General features: G+C 67.4%; 17 protein-coding genes and 1 pseudogene. 9 read left to right on the top strand and 9 right to left on the bottom strand.

What is annotated here, in order from left to right; genetic code table 11:
• A partial coding sequence (locus tag ACFWTE_RS27635; protein WP_378782846.1) for a hypothetical protein occupies positions 1–523 on the top strand: 523 nt, incomplete at its 5' end.
• Between the two features lie 228 nt (positions 524–751).
• Here ACFWTE_RS27635 and ACFWTE_RS27640 read toward each other — a convergent pair.
• From ACFWTE_RS27640 to ACFWTE_RS27650, 3 genes are all read right to left on the bottom strand, one after another.
• Positions 752–1,330, bottom strand: a complete 579-nt coding sequence (locus ACFWTE_RS27640; protein WP_378782847.1) for a hypothetical protein — start codon at positions 1,328–1,330, stop codon at positions 752–754.
• A 76-nt stretch (positions 1,331–1,406) separates the two neighbouring features.
• Entirely contained in the window at positions 1,407–2,756 is a 1,350-nt protein-coding gene (locus tag ACFWTE_RS27645) for a PP2C family protein-serine/threonine phosphatase (protein ID WP_378782848.1), read from the bottom strand.
• Positions 2,753–3,565, bottom strand: coding sequence for an alpha/beta fold hydrolase (locus ACFWTE_RS27650; RefSeq protein ID WP_378782861.1), 813 nt, complete (start codon positions 3,563–3,565; stop codon positions 2,753–2,755). Before ACFWTE_RS27650 ends, ACFWTE_RS27645 begins: the two co-directional genes overlap by 4 nt.
• 296 nt (positions 3,566–3,861) lie before the next feature.
• Between ACFWTE_RS27650 and ACFWTE_RS27655 the strand changes: the two genes are divergently transcribed.
• The 5 genes from ACFWTE_RS27655 to ACFWTE_RS27675 all read left to right on the top strand — a co-directional run bounded on the left by ACFWTE_RS27655 (position 3,862) and on the right by ACFWTE_RS27675 (position 7,606).
• Positions 3,862–5,067, top strand: coding sequence for a hypothetical protein (locus ACFWTE_RS27655; protein WP_378782849.1), 1,206 nt, complete (start codon positions 3,862–3,864; stop codon positions 5,065–5,067).
• Positions 5,068–5,258: 191 nt separating this feature from the next.
• Complete coding sequence (locus ACFWTE_RS27660; RefSeq protein WP_378782850.1) at positions 5,259–5,588, top strand: hypothetical protein; 330 nt, start codon at positions 5,259–5,261, stop codon at positions 5,586–5,588.
• A gap of 9 nt (positions 5,589–5,597) precedes the next feature.
• The gene (locus ACFWTE_RS27665; RefSeq protein WP_378782851.1) at positions 5,598–6,104 is read left to right on the top strand and encodes a hypothetical protein; all 507 of its coding nucleotides are present in this window, start codon (positions 5,598–5,600) and stop codon (positions 6,102–6,104) included.
• Positions 6,105–6,203: 99 nt separating this feature from the next.
• Positions 6,204–6,803 (top strand): hypothetical protein, encoded by a 600-nt coding sequence (locus tag ACFWTE_RS27670; protein ID WP_378782852.1) that lies wholly within the window; start codon positions 6,204–6,206, stop codon positions 6,801–6,803.
• Between the two features lie 245 nt (positions 6,804–7,048).
• Positions 7,049–7,606, top strand: coding sequence for a hypothetical protein (locus ACFWTE_RS27675; RefSeq protein ID WP_378782853.1), 558 nt, complete (start codon positions 7,049–7,051; stop codon positions 7,604–7,606).
• Here the strand turns inward: ACFWTE_RS27675 and ACFWTE_RS27680 are convergent.
• On the bottom strand, positions 7,576–7,788 hold the full coding sequence (locus ACFWTE_RS27680) for a hypothetical protein (protein ID WP_378782862.1): 213 nt from the start codon (positions 7,786–7,788) through the stop codon (positions 7,576–7,578). The genes ACFWTE_RS27675 and ACFWTE_RS27680 overlap by 31 nt on opposite strands.
• Here ACFWTE_RS27680 and ACFWTE_RS27685 point away from each other — a divergent pair.
• The gene (locus ACFWTE_RS27685) at positions 7,766–8,008 is read left to right on the top strand and encodes a DUF6177 family protein (protein ID WP_378782854.1); all 243 of its coding nucleotides are present in this window, start codon (positions 7,766–7,768) and stop codon (positions 8,006–8,008) included. The genes ACFWTE_RS27680 and ACFWTE_RS27685 overlap by 23 nt on opposite strands.
• Before the next feature lie 100 nt (positions 8,009–8,108).
• Complete coding sequence (locus ACFWTE_RS27690; protein WP_378782855.1) at positions 8,109–8,705, top strand: HD domain-containing protein; 597 nt, start codon at positions 8,109–8,111, stop codon at positions 8,703–8,705.
• Between the two features lie 909 nt (positions 8,706–9,614).
• On the opposite strand, the pseudogene ACFWTE_RS27695 reads toward ACFWTE_RS27690, so the two are convergent.
• The 4 genes and pseudogenes from ACFWTE_RS27695 to ACFWTE_RS27710 form a co-directional block, all read right to left on the bottom strand.
• A pseudogene (locus tag ACFWTE_RS27695) lies at positions 9,615–10,408 on the bottom strand (transposase family protein).
• 179 nt (positions 10,409–10,587) lie between these two features.
• Positions 10,588–10,848, bottom strand: a complete 261-nt coding sequence (locus ACFWTE_RS27700; protein ID WP_378782856.1) for a hypothetical protein — start codon at positions 10,846–10,848, stop codon at positions 10,588–10,590.
• 539 nt (positions 10,849–11,387) lie between these two features.
• The gene (locus ACFWTE_RS27705; RefSeq protein WP_378782857.1) at positions 11,388–11,858 is read right to left on the bottom strand and encodes a GNAT family N-acetyltransferase; all 471 of its coding nucleotides are present in this window, start codon (positions 11,856–11,858) and stop codon (positions 11,388–11,390) included.
• Positions 11,859–11,983: 125 nt separating this feature from the next.
• Positions 11,984–12,253: a hypothetical protein gene (locus ACFWTE_RS27710; RefSeq protein WP_378782858.1), complete on the bottom strand. Its 270-nt coding sequence runs from the start codon at positions 12,251–12,253 to the stop codon at positions 11,984–11,986.
• Positions 12,254–12,541: 288 nt separating this feature from the next.
• On the opposite strand from ACFWTE_RS27710, the gene ACFWTE_RS27715 reads away from it, so the two are divergent.
• The gene (locus tag ACFWTE_RS27715; protein ID WP_378782859.1) at positions 12,542–13,102 is read left to right on the top strand and encodes a hypothetical protein; all 561 of its coding nucleotides are present in this window, start codon (positions 12,542–12,544) and stop codon (positions 13,100–13,102) included.
• A gap of 86 nt (positions 13,103–13,188) precedes the next feature.
• On the opposite strand, the gene ACFWTE_RS27720 is transcribed toward ACFWTE_RS27715, so the two are convergent.
• Complete coding sequence (locus ACFWTE_RS27720; RefSeq protein ID WP_378782860.1) at positions 13,189–14,160, bottom strand: bile acid:sodium symporter family protein; 972 nt, start codon at positions 14,158–14,160, stop codon at positions 13,189–13,191.
• Between the last annotated feature and the right edge of the window lie 356 nt (positions 14,161–14,516).

Consider the following 14,516-nt stretch of genomic DNA (forward strand, 5'->3'; position numbering starts at 1 on the left):
GTCAGCCCGGGTCTGGCTGTCCAAGCGTGGTCGGCGCAGCGAGAGGCAGCCTGGCGGTTGCGAGCCCGGAATGATCCGCGGAACACGGCCTAGGAGCATCGACAACGGCCAGGAACACCTGCGGGAGATCGGCACTACTCTTGCCGCTTCGGCACCGCGGGGGTGGATCTCGACCGAAGCCCGCATGTCAGCGGTCGGACACGTCGGGCAGTGCCTGGTCTACGTGACCATCGAGGGGCAGAGCCAGACCCGAGTCACCACACCGGGCAGACTCTCGGGACACTTCATGCGCCTCCGGAGGTTGATGTACCTCGAAGGAAAGGGAACCTGGTACACAGCGACCTTCTACCTGCAGAAGTCGGGGGCCTTCGACGTCGACTACGACTACGACGCCGAACCGAATTTTCTCGCCCCCGGACCCGGACCCGGCGAGTACGAAATCGACCACCGGCACTTCCCTCGCGATGAGGAGAACGTGCCCGGGTGGTTGCGCCGGAAACTCCGGAAAGCAGAACAGGGCTGAGAGGACCCATCACACCTCGGGGTCCGAGGGAACACACAGAATGCTGTAGGCCGACCGGAGGCAGCAGGGATTTCGGGCCGGCGCGAGCCCGGAAAGGTGGGCAGACCCGCCCCTTCCCGCCGCGATCGTGTACTTGTGGCGAGTTCGTGCGTCGACGTCGTCTACAAGTACACGATCATCCAGGTCGAAATCCCTCATGTCGCACCGGCAACATTTCCGGTCGGCGCACTACATCAGCGCCGCCACGACCACCTGCCGGTCCGCGAACCGGGCGCGCAGGCGCGGGCTTCCCCCGGGCTCCACGTCCAGCACGTGCGGGAGCAGCACCCGCCGGCCCTGATCCGGTCCGGTACCGGTGTCACCAGTACCGGCCTCACCGGTACCGGCCTCCCTGGAGATGAGGACCTCCTGCGGCCTGTGGCCCACGACGCGGCCGTCCTCGTGGATCTCCAGCTCCGCCTGTTCCTGCTCGCCTGCCAGAGCCCGCCGGAAACACGCGAGCGCAACCTCGTCGTGGGTGCCGTCGTAGACCCAGCGTGTGCCCAGGACGGAGTGCTCCAGGGTGCCGACGAGGTGCTCCTCGTGACCGGTCAGGGGTGCGCCGCGGTAGGCCAGCGGCACGTGGAGCAGACGTTCCCCGCGCCGGATCAGGAACGCCTCCACCCCGACCTCTCCCTCGGGGTCGTCGAACCTGTACGCGCCCAGCACCTCGTCGGTCCCCCGGCCCGCCCACGGCCGGCCGTCCAGCCAGGCCCCGATCAGGACCGGTTTGCTCGGTGTGAGGGTTGCCCTGTGAATGATCGCCATGGGCACCAGTATCCGGCAAGGTCTCCGGTGGAGCGGGTGCGGGCCGATCCGGGTCGACGCGGCGCCCGCTGCAGGATCAGGCCCCCGGCCCCGGCGCCCCTGCACCCGGTTCACGGAGCGCTCGCACGGGGTCCGCGCTCCCCGCAGCGGCACCCGGGGACGCGGGAACCCCGAGCGCGAGGAGCGCGGTGTCGTCGTCGAGGCCCTCGCCGAAGCTCCTGAGCAGCTCACCCAGGGCGGCGATCATCTCGGAGGGGCTGGAGGGGGCGTGGTCGGCGGCGAAGGCGAGGAGGGCGTCCTCGCCGTACAGGCCGTCGAGCCGGGGCCCCGTGCGGGCCTCCGTCAGGCCGTCGGTGTAGAGCAGGAGGGTGTCGCCGGGAGCCAGGGTGGTCCCGGCCGAGGCGAACTCGGCTCCGGGCAGCACGCCGACGAGCATCCCTCCGGGGGTGTTCAGGAGGTCGACCCGGCCGTCGGCTCGCAGGACCATGGCCGGGGGGTGGCCGCCCGAGGCCAGCCGGACCCGGGCGGATCCGCCGTCGCCGCCGGGTTCGAGGACACCGAAGACGACGGTGCAGTAGCGGGGCTCCTCCTCCTGGGCGTGGCCCTCCAGGAGGACGGTGTTCAGCGTGTTCAGGGCCTCGGCGGGCTCGGACGTGTGCAGGGCGGCGGCGCGCAGGGCGTACCGGGCCCGGGAGGTCAGGGTCGCGGCCTCGGGGCCCTTGCCGCGCACGTCACCGAGGAAGAACGCCCAGCGCGCCTCGTCCAGGCGGAAGAGGTCGTAGAAGTCACCGCTCAACTGGTGGGGAGAGGCCGGGTGGTAGGAGGAGTCCGCCTCCATGCCCGGCACGTCGGGCAGGTTGTCGGGCAGCAGGGCCCGGTGCAGGACGGCGAGCGCGTCCTGAAGGTGGGCCCGGTCGGTCTCGGCCTGCCGGCGCGCCTGCTCGGCCTCGGTGCGGGCCCGTTCGGCCTCCTTGCGGCGGTGCAGGAGTTCTTCCTCGTAGGCGCGGCGCTCGGTGGCGTCGAAGACGTTGGTGTGGATCAGCAGCGGCTCGCCCCCGCTGTCGTGCTTGACGACGGAGGAGACCAGCACGGGGAGTCGGGTGCCATCGGCAACCCTCATCTCCAGGGCGATACCGCTGATCTGGCCCCGCAGGTACAGCAGCGGCGCGAAGTGCGTCTCGTGGTAGAGCCTGCCGCCCACGGTGAGGAGGTCGCTGAAGCGCATGCGGTCCACCACGGCGTCGCGCTCCAGTCCGAGCCACTCCAGCAGCGTGGCGTTGATCCGGACGATCGTGCCGTCCATGAGCGTGGACAGGTACCCGCAGGGCGCGAACTCGTAGAGTTCCTCCGCGCCCTGCTCCAGCAGCGCGCTGACAGCAGGATCGGCCCGGCCACGGCTCCTGGAAGGTTCGGGTGTCTCGTTCACGCCGTGCGCCGCAGGGTCTGCAGGAACTCCAGCATCGCCTCCGCGGTGGCCTGTGGTGCGCTCAACTGCGGGCAGTGGCCGGTGGCGTCCAGGGTGACCAGTCGGGAGGAGGGGATCGTCTCGTGGACGAAGGCGCCGACCTCGCGGGGGGCCAGAAGGTCCTGGGAGCTTTCCAGGACCAGGGTCGGGATGTCCACGCCCTTCAGGTCCGCGCGGTTGTCGGACAGGAAGGTGGTACGGGCGAAGACCCGGGCGACGCGGGGGTCGGTGGCGCAGAAGTTGTCGACCAGCTCCTGCCCCAGCTCGGGCCGCTCGGGGTTGCCCATGATCATCGGCGCCATGACCGACGACCAGCCCAGGTAGTTGGACTCCAGCGAGTCCAGCAGTTCGTGGATGTCCTGTGGGCTGAAGCCGCCGCGATAGTCCCCGTCGTCGATGTAGCGAGGTGAGGGGGTCACCATCACCAGGGCCCCGATGCGCTCCGGCGCCGCCCGGGCTGCCAGGACACCGACCATGGCGCTGACCGAGTGGCCCACGAACACCGCCCCTTCGAGGTCCAGCCCCCCGCACACCTCCACCACGTCCTGGGCGTAGCCCTCCAGCGAGGAGTACCTCTCCTCGCTCCAGGAGGACATGTCCGACCCGCCGGAGCCGACGTAGTCGAAGAGCACCACCCGGTACCGCTCGGCCAGGGCCGGCACGACCAGGCGCCACATGTTCTGGTCACAGCCGAACCCGTGGGCGAGGACCACCGTGGGCCCCTCGTCCGTCCCGGTGATCGTCACGTTGTTCCTGCGGAGGACGTCCACCCCGGACACCCCTTCACCTGGTCCAGTACACCCGAAAAAGATATCTGACCCCATCAGACCATGTTTGTTGCCGAATCCGGTGGGTCCGGTTCCCGAGGGGTGGTGCGGTTTCCCACGTCGGCGCCGGGCTCGGGTTCGGGTTCGGTGGCCGTCCCTGCCGGGGGACGCGAGGCCGTGGAGTCGGGTGGGGCGGGCGGGCGTGGCGGTCCCCGGGCGCGGCCTGCTCCGCCCACGGTTCCGGGGGCTGGTTCGCCGGTGACTGGGGGGACAACTTCACCTCGTACTGGGGTGACTCCATGGCAGGGCTCGGGGCCATGACCGGCTTCTACAACCCCCAGACCGGGGAGATGGTGAACAGCCCCGGAGAGTGGAAGGAAACCGCCAAGGGCGCCTGGGGCGACGCGATCCACGGTTTCTTCCCGTGGACCGAGCTGGGAGACCGTCCCGGCTACGTGTTCGGCACCGTTCTGACCAACGTCGGCATGATCGTGGGCGACGCGGCGTTGAGCGCCACCGGTGTCGGAGCGGTGGTGGGTGTGCCCATGATCGGCGCCCGGGTGTCGCGCATCCTGGGCGGCGCCGGAACCGGCGACGGCCCCATCAGCGGAGGCATCGACGCAGGCGGCTCCGAGGGTGCCGACGGCTCCTCCAGCAATGCGAACAACGGGTCCAACTCCGCTCTCAGACCTGACGGCACCCACCCGGACGCGCCCACCGCACCGGACAACATCCAGCACAACGGAACTGACATCCCAGCCGGGGTCGGGGGCATGCACGAGGCCCTGGGCGAGCTGGAGGCCCATCAGAACCAGGCGCCGCGGTCGGACCCGATACCGGACTCCCCCACCCCATCTACCGAGCCCGTCACCCCCGAGAGCCACGCCCCGGAAAGTCCGGTGTCCGACGGAGAGGGTTCCGGTTCGCAGGACGCCGACGCTCCCGGTCAGCGAGCGGACGAGGGTGCGCAGCGCGATCCCACGACCGAAGAGGTCGACACTGCCTTCGCTGAGATCGCGCGGCGCAACGAGGACCTCGCCGACGACATGGACACCGCCGACGGGGGTCGGATGGCCGGACTCGACGGCGAGGCGCCCTGGACCATCGATGCCCTGGAGAACAGCGGCTCCACCGGCCGAGGCGACGGTCCCGACGGCAACGAGAACTCCCGGGTCCCGGTCACCCCCGACGGTATGGAGATGCACGCCGACGGCACCGTCAGCAACAGCGCCGACGGCGACGGGCCACGGCTCGACGCGGACAGCGACCCGGTCACCGTGCGCGAGGACGCGAACCCGAGTACAGGGGACCCCTCTTCGGGTGGGCCTCCAAGTCCCCCAGGCCACCTGGTCCTTCTGACCCCGACCTTCCCGCTCCCGACGGTGACAACTCGGAGGCAGAGTGGCCGAACGATAGTCAGAACGATTCTCAAAACCAAGGCGAACCAGAAGACGAGAAAGATCCCGATCTTCTCAACTCAAGGCCAGGGTATGGCTATTACCTGAATACACTCGACTTCGTCAATATTGGCCACCGAGACGTTTCAGGGAGCTATGTCGATGAGTCAGGCAATCGGTTCGTCGATGCACCACAGTCACCCGAAGCCGCTGACACCTACCGCCGGATTCGGGAGTCACCGGAGTCCACACGCGACATCCAGAGAAACACGGGATATGACCTCAGTATTCTCGACCAGATGAGAGAGCACCTGTTCCAACGGGAACACGTGATTGCCGGGCCACCGACCGGAGCTCTTCGTGACGGGCACTTTGCACCCATGAACCACATAGCCGAACTCTGGCAACTCGCGGAATCCGGCGAAATCAACCTCCCCGAGAATCAAGGAAAAGCAGAACATTTTCATCGTCTTGTTGCACACGAGCATGTCGAGAGCCGCCTCATGGAAGCGGGCATGCCCTACAGGGCTCACGGACCTGAGATGTGGGGCGATGGGGTCTATTTTCCTCGCCGCGATCAGCACGGCGCCCACGACATAGCCCCCCTCGAGTACAACTATGAAATTTGAGGAACTGAATTGAACGACTACGCCTCCACACTGACCGAACGCCTGGCCCGCGCCAATTGGCACGGGGACTTCAACCACACACGATCCCGAGTAGCTCTAATGAAGGAGTATCTTCGACGCGCAGCCCTGTGGTCACACAAACTTCGCGCCAAGCAATGGCCTTTTTTTGACGCGGCCGCGCTGGTAAACTCGAATGTGCGCGCCAGCGAGAAACTTACTTCCGAGATCACGAAAAAGAAGGAAATAATCCATCAGTTCCCTCTGGTCATGGACACCTGTGTCTGGGCGCTTCATTTCAGCGTACTGCGAGACTCAGGGGAAACCCTGCCAGATCTGCCGGACATGTTTGAGCCGCTGATCGTATTCTATGAGCGCGGAGGAGGCTTCGGTATCGACACCACCGGGATGATTCAGGTGGACTACGCGGCCATGAAGCCAGGATCTCCTGCTAGCCGTTGGAACGAGAAACCAAAAACATCCATCGATTCAGAAGCATTGGATCTTCTAGACCGGTAAACCCTGACACCCAGCAGATCCACCCAGCAAAAAATCTTGCATGGAAGCTCCACGTCCCTGTTGATGAGATCCCCGAAAGCCACAGCCACGTGGACGTGGTTGGTCGAGCACAATGAGGGTTCGAATGCACTGGAGGTGGGCTGCACTGCCGCGACGTCGATAGCGCAGGTTCTCCAGGCCAGCGATCTGCTGTACCTCGACAGTGTGGACGTGGAGTGGTTCCGGTACGGGATCGGGCACACCGGCTACCGGTCCCGGATCCTTCACTGTCGAGAGCTCACCGCCGCTGCCCTGGCGGACAGGGTTCGCGGCTCCCAGCCTGTAAGCCGACCGGAAGCCCATCCGGAGACACTGCTTCTTCTCGGCCCCGGAAACTGGATCACATCCGACGGAAGCAGGAGAGGTGAACCCGAACTCGTGAGCGTCTCCGTCGATGTCGCTGACGAGGACACCATGGTCGAGCTGAGCGTTCACCACGACATCTGGGCGGAGAACGGTTTCTTCGGACGCCCCCATCCCGAGGTCCATGACGGCAATGCCCCTCGCCTGGCGCGGGCTCTGAGAGCCCTCGAAGTAATGCTCGGGAGCGAGACCGAAAAGGGGGAAGCAACCTATTTCGGCACAGCTTTCCACTACGGCGTGGCCGCACCGCGCGGCGGCTCGGAGATGACAGGGCTCGACGTGACCGATCGTCGCTGACACGAGGAACCCCATGACACATGACGTGGTCGCCCTGCTCGAGAGGGCACCCACCCTCCGCGGCATGACCAGGGCCCTGTCCCAGGCGGGACCGAAGCTTGGGGTGCGTGCCGTCGCCGGGGGCGCTGGTCGTCCAGGACCGCCCGGTGGTGCCGCTCTCCACTCGGACGGTGACTCCCGAGTCGAGCGCACCGGAGCTGCAATGTCGACCTACGGCGCCAAGACGAGATCAGGACAGTAGGAACATGGGAATACTTGAAGAAAAAAGAAATATAATGGAAGAAATCCTCTGCCAATTTCGAATCGGCACCGAAAGTTGCAATCCGGAGAATGTTGAGCAGGGAATCGTTCTCGCAGTATCTTTGCACGCAGGAGGTGGACTCGACCCCCTCCCGAGTGAAGAGAAAGAAGCATTCAGGTCTCGTGTAGCGTATCTGCTGAAATCAGAAAGGAATTTCAACTCACTGATCAGCTACATGAGCCAGTGTGAACACTACTCGCGAATGAGTAAGCTAGACGGGTTCAAAAGATCTTGCCAGATAAGGAGCAACCTCCAGATACTCAATGATGAGTTCGTTCCGCTGAATGATGTCCTCAGCCCGGCCGACCTGGAAACCCTCGACGACGCTGAAGACACGTACCGAGAGAACGCGGACGACATTCCGCCCGTCCCTGAGGAGGAGATACCTGCGTGGATTCCTGACTCGCACTGGTGGTGGCGTGTCCCAATACGCAAGGACATGAGTCAACAGGAGATCGACGAAAGACTCCATTACGACTGGAACGACGGGCTGGAGTCCTGAGGAATTCCGATCGCACGCCGGAGGAGATCGCAGCAGAACGTGTCCTCGCTGATCCCGGCTTCGCGCAGCGGCGCTCGAACAAGGACCTGGCCGCAGTCGCGGCGCTGGGGCGCACCGATACCCAGGTCGACCCCCTCGCCGTCGCCGTCGCCCTGTTCAGTGAAGGAAATCATCACGCTCACGGTCGGACACCCACCGGGCGAGGAGCCCGACCGGCCGGTGCTGTCCGCTCTGGTGGAGGAGTTCACCTCGCGAGGGGTCCTCCAGACGATGAGTGCGCACAGGCGTACCGGACGGCCGGATCTGGGAACGGTGGTGACGCGCGCGTCGGGTCGGGCGGGACGGCCACCGGGTCGGCGGGCACGAGCGCACCTTCGACGGTGTCGTCGGGGCACAGAATGAGGTGTCGGCTCTGGTCTGTCCGAGCACACGGGGCTTGCATGGAACGCACCGCGTCGCAGCTCCGCCACCGAAGGGTTTCCAGGCCGGTTACCGTCGGGGCATGGTGATCCCCAGCGACGAAGAGATCCGCGCACTGCACGAACGGTACGCCCCCACGCGGAAGGCGTTCGCCCTCGTCCACACACACTGCGAGATCGTGTGCGCGATCGCCGAGCAGCTCATCGACCGCTCGGACCTCGCACTGGACCGCGACCTGGTCCGGGCGGGGTGCCTGCTGCACGACATCGGGGTCTACCGCCTGTACGACTCCTCCGGCCGGCTCGACCACGCGCGCTATGTGAGCCACGGAGTGCTCGGCCACGAAATCCTCGCCCTGGAGGGGCTGCCCGAGGCCCTGTGCCGTTTCTGCTCGCACCACACCGGCGTGGGCCTGACCCGCGAGGACATCCGCGATCAGGGACTGCCCGTCCCGGAGGCGGACTACCTGGCCGAGTCGGCCGAGGAGGAGCTGGTGATGTACGCGGACAAGTTCCACAGCAAACGGAACCCACCGGTGTTCGTCTCCGCCGACTCCTACGCCGTTTCCGTCGCCCGCTTCGGCGAGGACAAGGTGACCCGTTTCAAGGAGCTGCGGGCACGCTTTGGCACACCCGACCTGGCCCCGCTCGCGTCCGAACACGGCCACGCCCTGGTGTGAACCTCCTCGGCGCTGCGGTGGGCCAGTACACACCGCGGTCACCAGGCAGGCCTGTTCGAAGGCTGGATCGGGGATCCCCTCCTCCTCGCGGAGCAGCCCACGGGCCAATCGGGCCAGCGCCGGGCCCCGGGAGTCGTCCGCGCTGGTCCAGGCACCGTGACCAAGGAGCCGGATCACCACACGAGTGACCAGGAGCCGCGCCGGGAAGGGGGAACGCAAGGGACCCGTCATCAGGGAAGTAGGTGTCTACCAGACGCCCAGCCTCCCAGCGCAAGTGCTCTTTCTGCCGATCGATGTCGGAGCGGTCCTCACGGTCTCCTCGGTCCTTCCCTGCGGGCTCCTCTGAGGCGTCCTCCTCCTCGGCCTCTCGTTCCCCGGCCAGGCTCCATCGTTCCTCCCACTCGGCAGAGCCATCCCTGGCGGGGGCATGACGGCCGAACATACTCACCGTCAGCAGTACGCCAAAGGTCCTCCTCTTCGAGCCGTGTAACTCGCGTGTGATCGCTCAGCACGTGCGTTTCGGAGCCGTGGGCCAGACGCTGTTCACCGGTCTGGGCTGGTTGTGAATCCGCCCCAGGCCGAGGTTGGCCTCGGCGATACTCCTGTCGTGCCTCCACCGCACACGGGAGAGCGAGAACCGGTTGTTCCCCGTGTTCTCGGACTTTCAGTGGTGCGCGCTCGGCGCGCAGTAGTGGGCCGCTTCCCCTCCACCCACCGGATTCGGGCGGCGCGGAACCACCGCGCGTTCGGCCTTGTCCCCGAGCGGCCCCGGAAGCGAGGTTCCGAAGCGGTTCGGCCGAAGCGCGCGGCCCCTCCCCGGACACAGTCCGGCCGTCCCCGGCCGGGTTCCGAAGCACCGGGAACGGTACGGTGGATAGGAAACAATCACTGAGGTTTTCTCATCGAAGGTCATTTCCACTGCCCGTTGAGGACAAGAGCCGCACGGGCGATGTCTCCGATCCGGCTCGGGCTGAGCGTGACGTACTTCGGCGTCCGCCAGCGCTCCTTGAGCTCGGCGGCGGTGCGCTCACCGAGCGCACGAACGTGCCGCAACAGCGCGTTATACATACGTGTGTCCACGTGCAGAGCCCCTTCGCCCTGGCCCGTAGGGCGCTTGATAGGGGTGTGCACGCCGATACCGGCGCCTTGGTAGCCCTTATCGGCCAGGGCGGGCAGGGCGTGGATGCGGGCGGCGGTGATGTCGGGGGTGGATCCGGGCTCGTTGGCGGAGACCCACAGCGGGGTGCCGTCCGGTGCGGACAGGAACTGAATGTTGCCACCGAAGGCCTTGTGTTTTTGGCTGAACCACAGATCGTTGCCGTTCTCGCGGACGCCCGCGAGGCGGTCGGAGGCGATCAGCGTGCCGTCCAGGACTACGCGCGCCATCCCTGCGTTGTGACAGCTGGCCAAGACTTCGTGCAGGTTGGGGGCCCGGTCTGCGAGGACGTCGATGCCTTCGTGCAGGTAGCGGTAGCCGGTGGCCTGGGAGATTACGGCGTCGCGGGCCAGGCAGTGCACACAGCCGCGCTCACGGAAACAGTAGAGCCCCTCAACCAGCGCAGCACCAGCACCGCTTGGCGGAACGGCCCGAATGCCCGTGAGCTCTTCAAAGTGATGATCCTTCAGCGGTGGGCGGCCAGGTGGCGGGCGAGGAACTCGACGATGTGGCGTGGGACGTCGAGGGTGGCAGAATAGGTGACCAACGTGAAGCCTCTGGTGGTTACGGACATGATCTTGTGGTGAGACCTGCCCTACCAGGGGCTTTACGTCTGCTCGCATCCAGGTGCCATTCGTCCAGCCCGGTGGGGCCCGCAGATCACCCTGCTCCGCAGAGATCATTTCGCTGAGAAAACCTCAGTGCAATCCCCTAGATGTTAAATTATCATCGTGGGAAGTGTAGATCGACGATGATGTCGTCTGCCCCGAGAACTACTGTTTCCATCTCAGTTCTCGCGCCGCCCTTCATCCCGTGTATGTCCCAGCTGCCTTGAAACAGGACGAGCCGGTAACTCCCGTCGTCGATGGTGCGTGAACCCTTCTCATGCGAGGATACGGGCGGGTCCTCGTTCGAAGACCATTGGATGGCCACTCCCTCTACCGGCTGCCCCGAGGAGTTATACACCGTTCCCGCGATGGCCGTCATCTCAGATTCCCTGGGGCCTTGGCTGGGGTCGTCATTGCTTACCATTGTCCAGGGAAGAGCACACGAAGAGACCAGGAGGACTGTTGATAACACGCCTACTCGCCGCATAAAACTACTGGACATGCGCGCTACCGCCCTTCCTGCAAGGATCCTGCCCAGGGTCATAGAAGCAGGCTGGCGCCAGTAACGGAACCAGCCCATTTTAACTGATTCCGCTATCAGGCCAAGTTTGCCAGCTCAAGCATGAGGGCGAACCGCTCCGGAGTGATCCGGGCGGCTCGGTTGATCATCCCTTGCCCGCGATCCCAACGCGCCTCATCTGCGCACGCTCTTCTTCGGCGCTGACGAGTGGCGCGCCTTCGTCGGCTCCGCCAAGGGCGTCTGAACCTCCCTGCCGATTCACCTGACAACGAGCTTGCTCCTGTGCGCAGTCAGGCAGCAGGTCGACTTCCCGATCCTCCGGGCCGTCGGTGTGGAGGGCCCGGGCCCGTCACGAAGGTGCCGCTCCCCTCCCAGGGCAGCGCCGTCCTCACGGACGCCTACCCGACAGGGCGCCACACGTAGCGCACATCCGGTTCGCCCTCCTCGTTCGCGCCGCCGTCGGTGTGCTCGGCCGCGGTGAACCCGTGGCGTTCGTAGAAGCGCCGCGCCGGGTGGTTGACCTGGAACGTACGCAGCTCCAGCCCGCCCGGGGAGAGATTTTTGGCCAGCTGCACGAACCGGTCGCCCACGCCTCGGCCCCGCCACACGGGGTCGAGGTAGAGCTGCTCGATCCAGCCCCCGTCGAGCACCATCACCCCCACCACCCGGTCGTCGTGGACAGCCGCCCAGGTCTCCCAGGTCTCCTGGGTGGCCACGACCACGTCCCGGAACCAGGCGTGGACGGCGTCGTCGGAGTGGGCGCGGCGCACGCCCGGCAGGGCCGCGGCGAAGGAGCGCAGCCACACGTCGGCGATGGCGGGGGCGTCGGCCGCACGGGCTTTGCGGAGGATGGTCGCATCGTTCGTCACGAGGACACCCTCCCGCACGCGTCCGACCGACGCCACGGGAGACGGCCGTGCTCCGGGTGGTGGGCCCGGTATGCGGGCGCCCGGGCCGGCCACGGACCCGGGCGCCCCCTTTCGGCGGGGAGGGCTCAGTCGAACTGGCAGCGGGGGTGCGGGATCAGCCCCAGGGGGCGTTTCGGGGGCCGTGGGCAGCGCCCCCGCGCCCGGGCGCGGTCCTGGCCGCCAGGGGTCTTGCGGCGGGCGGCCGTGTCCCTCTCCTCGGCGGGTGCGCCGGCGGTGACCGGGGCGGGAGGGGCGCAGGGCGTGAGGAGCATGTGGGGGTTTCCCAGTGCCGCTGTGAGCGCGAGCGCGAGGAACCCGGAGCAGGAGAGGGAGTGCGGACGACGTTGCTCAGGCATACACAGCAGCCTGCCAACGATCACCCTGGGTCGCATGTTGATCACAGGAAGAGGGGTGTCCGGTTCAGGCCACGGAAAGCACACATGAACCCTGTCCGACCCGGGTAGCGGTTCGGCACCGAAGGCGATGAAACCGCCCTCACATGTGGTTTCCGGCACCAGTGCCGCCCGGAGCCCCATGCTCCCGACCGCGCCCCGGCGCCCCGGGCGGTGCGAACCGGGGCGGCGCCAACCGCGTCCCACCGTAGGACCGCTCCCGGAGAGGGCGCGGACGGCGAGGGGGACTGCATGGGTCGGAGGAGGCCTCGGCCGGAGGTCGGCGGGAACCTGTCCACCGGGGCGGCGTTCGGCGTGCTCCTGGGCGGCGCGCTCGTGACGTACTTGCTCCTACAGGTGGCGGTGCAGTTCTCCGGGCATGAGCTGCGGTCGGTCGGGGCCGCCTACAGCTGGGCCGGGCAGGAGGGCACCCTGGAGGTGACCGGCTCGCACATCGACCACGGGAGCGGCGAGCAGCAGTGCGTGGGCACCTTCCGGCCCGCGGAGAGCGGTCCCGCGCGAACCGACGTCGACCTGTACCTGTCCGGGACCTGCGAGGAGGGGGGCACCGAGGAGGTCCGCCTCGTTCCGAGCGAGGACACCTGGCTGACGACCACGGAGCGCGACCGCGCCTACGCGGACGCCGGGCTGGGCAGCGGGATCGGCTCGTCGGTCACGACGCTCGTCTTCGTCAACGCCTTCTGCCTCGGGTTCGGACTGCTGTCCGCCCTGTACTCCCTGAGCTCGGGCGCCTTGCTCCTTCGACGTCTGCGCAGGCGGTGGCGCCAGTGGCGTGCGCCGTCGGCCACCTGAGCCCCGCACGGAAGCGGTGCGGCGGTGCGGCCCCGGCGCGGGACGGTGTCCTCGGCCGGGGCGGGAACGGACGGTAGAGGACGGGCTCAGGTCCTGGGCGAGTCCTGCGGGGAGTCCTCGGCCGAGGTGCCCACGGGCGGGCGGCGGGCCCAGTACGTGGCGATGAGCGCGCCCGACAGGTTGTGCCAGACGGAGAACAGTGCGGCGGGCAGGGCCGCGAGCGGGGCGAAGTGCGCGGTCGCGAGCGCGGCGGCGAGCCCGGAGTTCTGCATGCCCACCTCGATGCTGGCCGCGCGCCGTGCGCTCTCGGGCAGTCCGCCGAGCACACCGACCAGGTATCCCAGGCCCAGGCCGAGGAAGTTGTGCAGCACCACGGCCAGGGCGACGAGGAGCCCGGTGGAGAGCACCGCGTCGGCGTTGGCGCCGACCACCGCGGCGACGACGATGACGATGCCCGCGACCGAGACCAGTGGCAGGACGGGCAGGATCCTCTCCACGAACCTCTTGGCCGCCATGCGCAGCAGCAGGCCCGCGACGACCGGGAACAGGACCACCTGGAGGATCGACAGGAAGAGGTCGGCGGCGGAGACGGGCAGGGTCGACCCCGCCAGGCCCAGCACGAGGAGCGGCGTCACGAACGGGGCGAGCATGGTGGAGATGGAGGTCATCGCCACGGAGAGGGCGACGTCGCCGCGGGCGAGGTAGACGATGACGTTGGAGGAGGTGCCGCCGGGCGACGAGCCCACCAGGACCATGCCGACGACCAGAAGGGGCGGCAGGCCGAGCGCGTGGGCGATGCCCCAGCCCAGGAGAGGCATGACCGTGTACTGGGCGAGGACGCCGAGGATGACGGCTTTGGGGTGCTTGGCGACGATGGCGAAGTCCACCGGGCGCATCGTCAGGCCCATGCCGAACATGATCACCCCGAGGAGCAGGGAGATGTGCGGGGCGACGAGCGCGGCCTGGTCGGGGACCGCGAGGCCCACGAGTGCTCCGGCGAGGACCAGCAGGGCGAACCACCGGCCGACGAAGTCGGCGATGTTCTTGATTACCGTCATCGGACTACTTCCGTGTGTGCCCCGGGGACGGCGGGTACTGTCCCCGCGCGGTTGCCGCCGTGCAGGTCGGCACCGCGCGGCCATGCTAGTCCGCTGGTGGCCCCGGTGTTTCGTGCGGGGTGCCCGGGGGCCAGGGGCGCGACCACGGGCGGGAGCGCGGACCGGCCGGTCCGCGCCGCCCCGGGCGCCCCCCCGGCGGCGCGCCGAAGCCGAGCCCCGGCCTTCGAAGGCTCCCCCTCTCCCCGGGGGCACGACGAGGGCCTAGGTCCAATGCCGTTCGGTTAGCCGTCTGGTGGGCTTGGCAAGGCTTCGATCGTGATGTGGACGACTGTTCTGTGGGTGCGGTGGTCGATGTC

It is taken from the genome of Nocardiopsis sp. NPDC058631 (assembly GCF_042716955.1).
GTDB lineage: Bacteria > Actinomycetota > Actinomycetes > Streptosporangiales > Streptosporangiaceae > Nocardiopsis.

What these genes read in the sequence shown, in the direction of transcription:
- ACFWTE_RS27640 (WP_378782847.1), bottom strand. Translation starts at nt 1,330, where the DNA reads ATGGCGATCATTCACAGGGCAACCCTCACACCGAGCAAACCGGTCCTG.
- ACFWTE_RS27655 (WP_378782849.1), top strand. Translation starts at nt 3,862, where the DNA reads ATGGCAGGGCTCGGGGCCATGACCGGCTTCTACAACCCCCAGACCGGG.
- ACFWTE_RS27660 (WP_378782850.1), top strand. Translation starts at nt 5,259, where the DNA reads ATGAGAGAGCACCTGTTCCAACGGGAACACGTGATTGCCGGGCCACCG.
- ACFWTE_RS27675 (WP_378782853.1), top strand. Translation starts at nt 7,049, where the DNA reads ATGGGAATACTTGAAGAAAAAAGAAATATAATGGAAGAAATCCTCTGC.
- ACFWTE_RS27690 (WP_378782855.1), top strand. Translation starts at nt 8,109, where the DNA reads ATGGTGATCCCCAGCGACGAAGAGATCCGCGCACTGCACGAACGGTAC.
- ACFWTE_RS27700 (WP_378782856.1), bottom strand. Translation starts at nt 10,848, where the DNA reads ATGACGGCCATCGCGGGAACGGTGTATAACTCCTCGGGGCAGCCGGTA.
- ACFWTE_RS27710 (WP_378782858.1), bottom strand. Translation starts at nt 12,253, where the DNA reads ATGCCTGAGCAACGTCGTCCGCACTCCCTCTCCTGCTCCGGGTTCCTC.
- ACFWTE_RS27715 (WP_378782859.1), top strand. Translation starts at nt 12,542, where the DNA reads ATGGGTCGGAGGAGGCCTCGGCCGGAGGTCGGCGGGAACCTGTCCACC.
- ACFWTE_RS27720 (WP_378782860.1), bottom strand. Translation starts at nt 14,160, where the DNA reads ATGACGGTAATCAAGAACATCGCCGACTTCGTCGGCCGGTGGTTCGCC.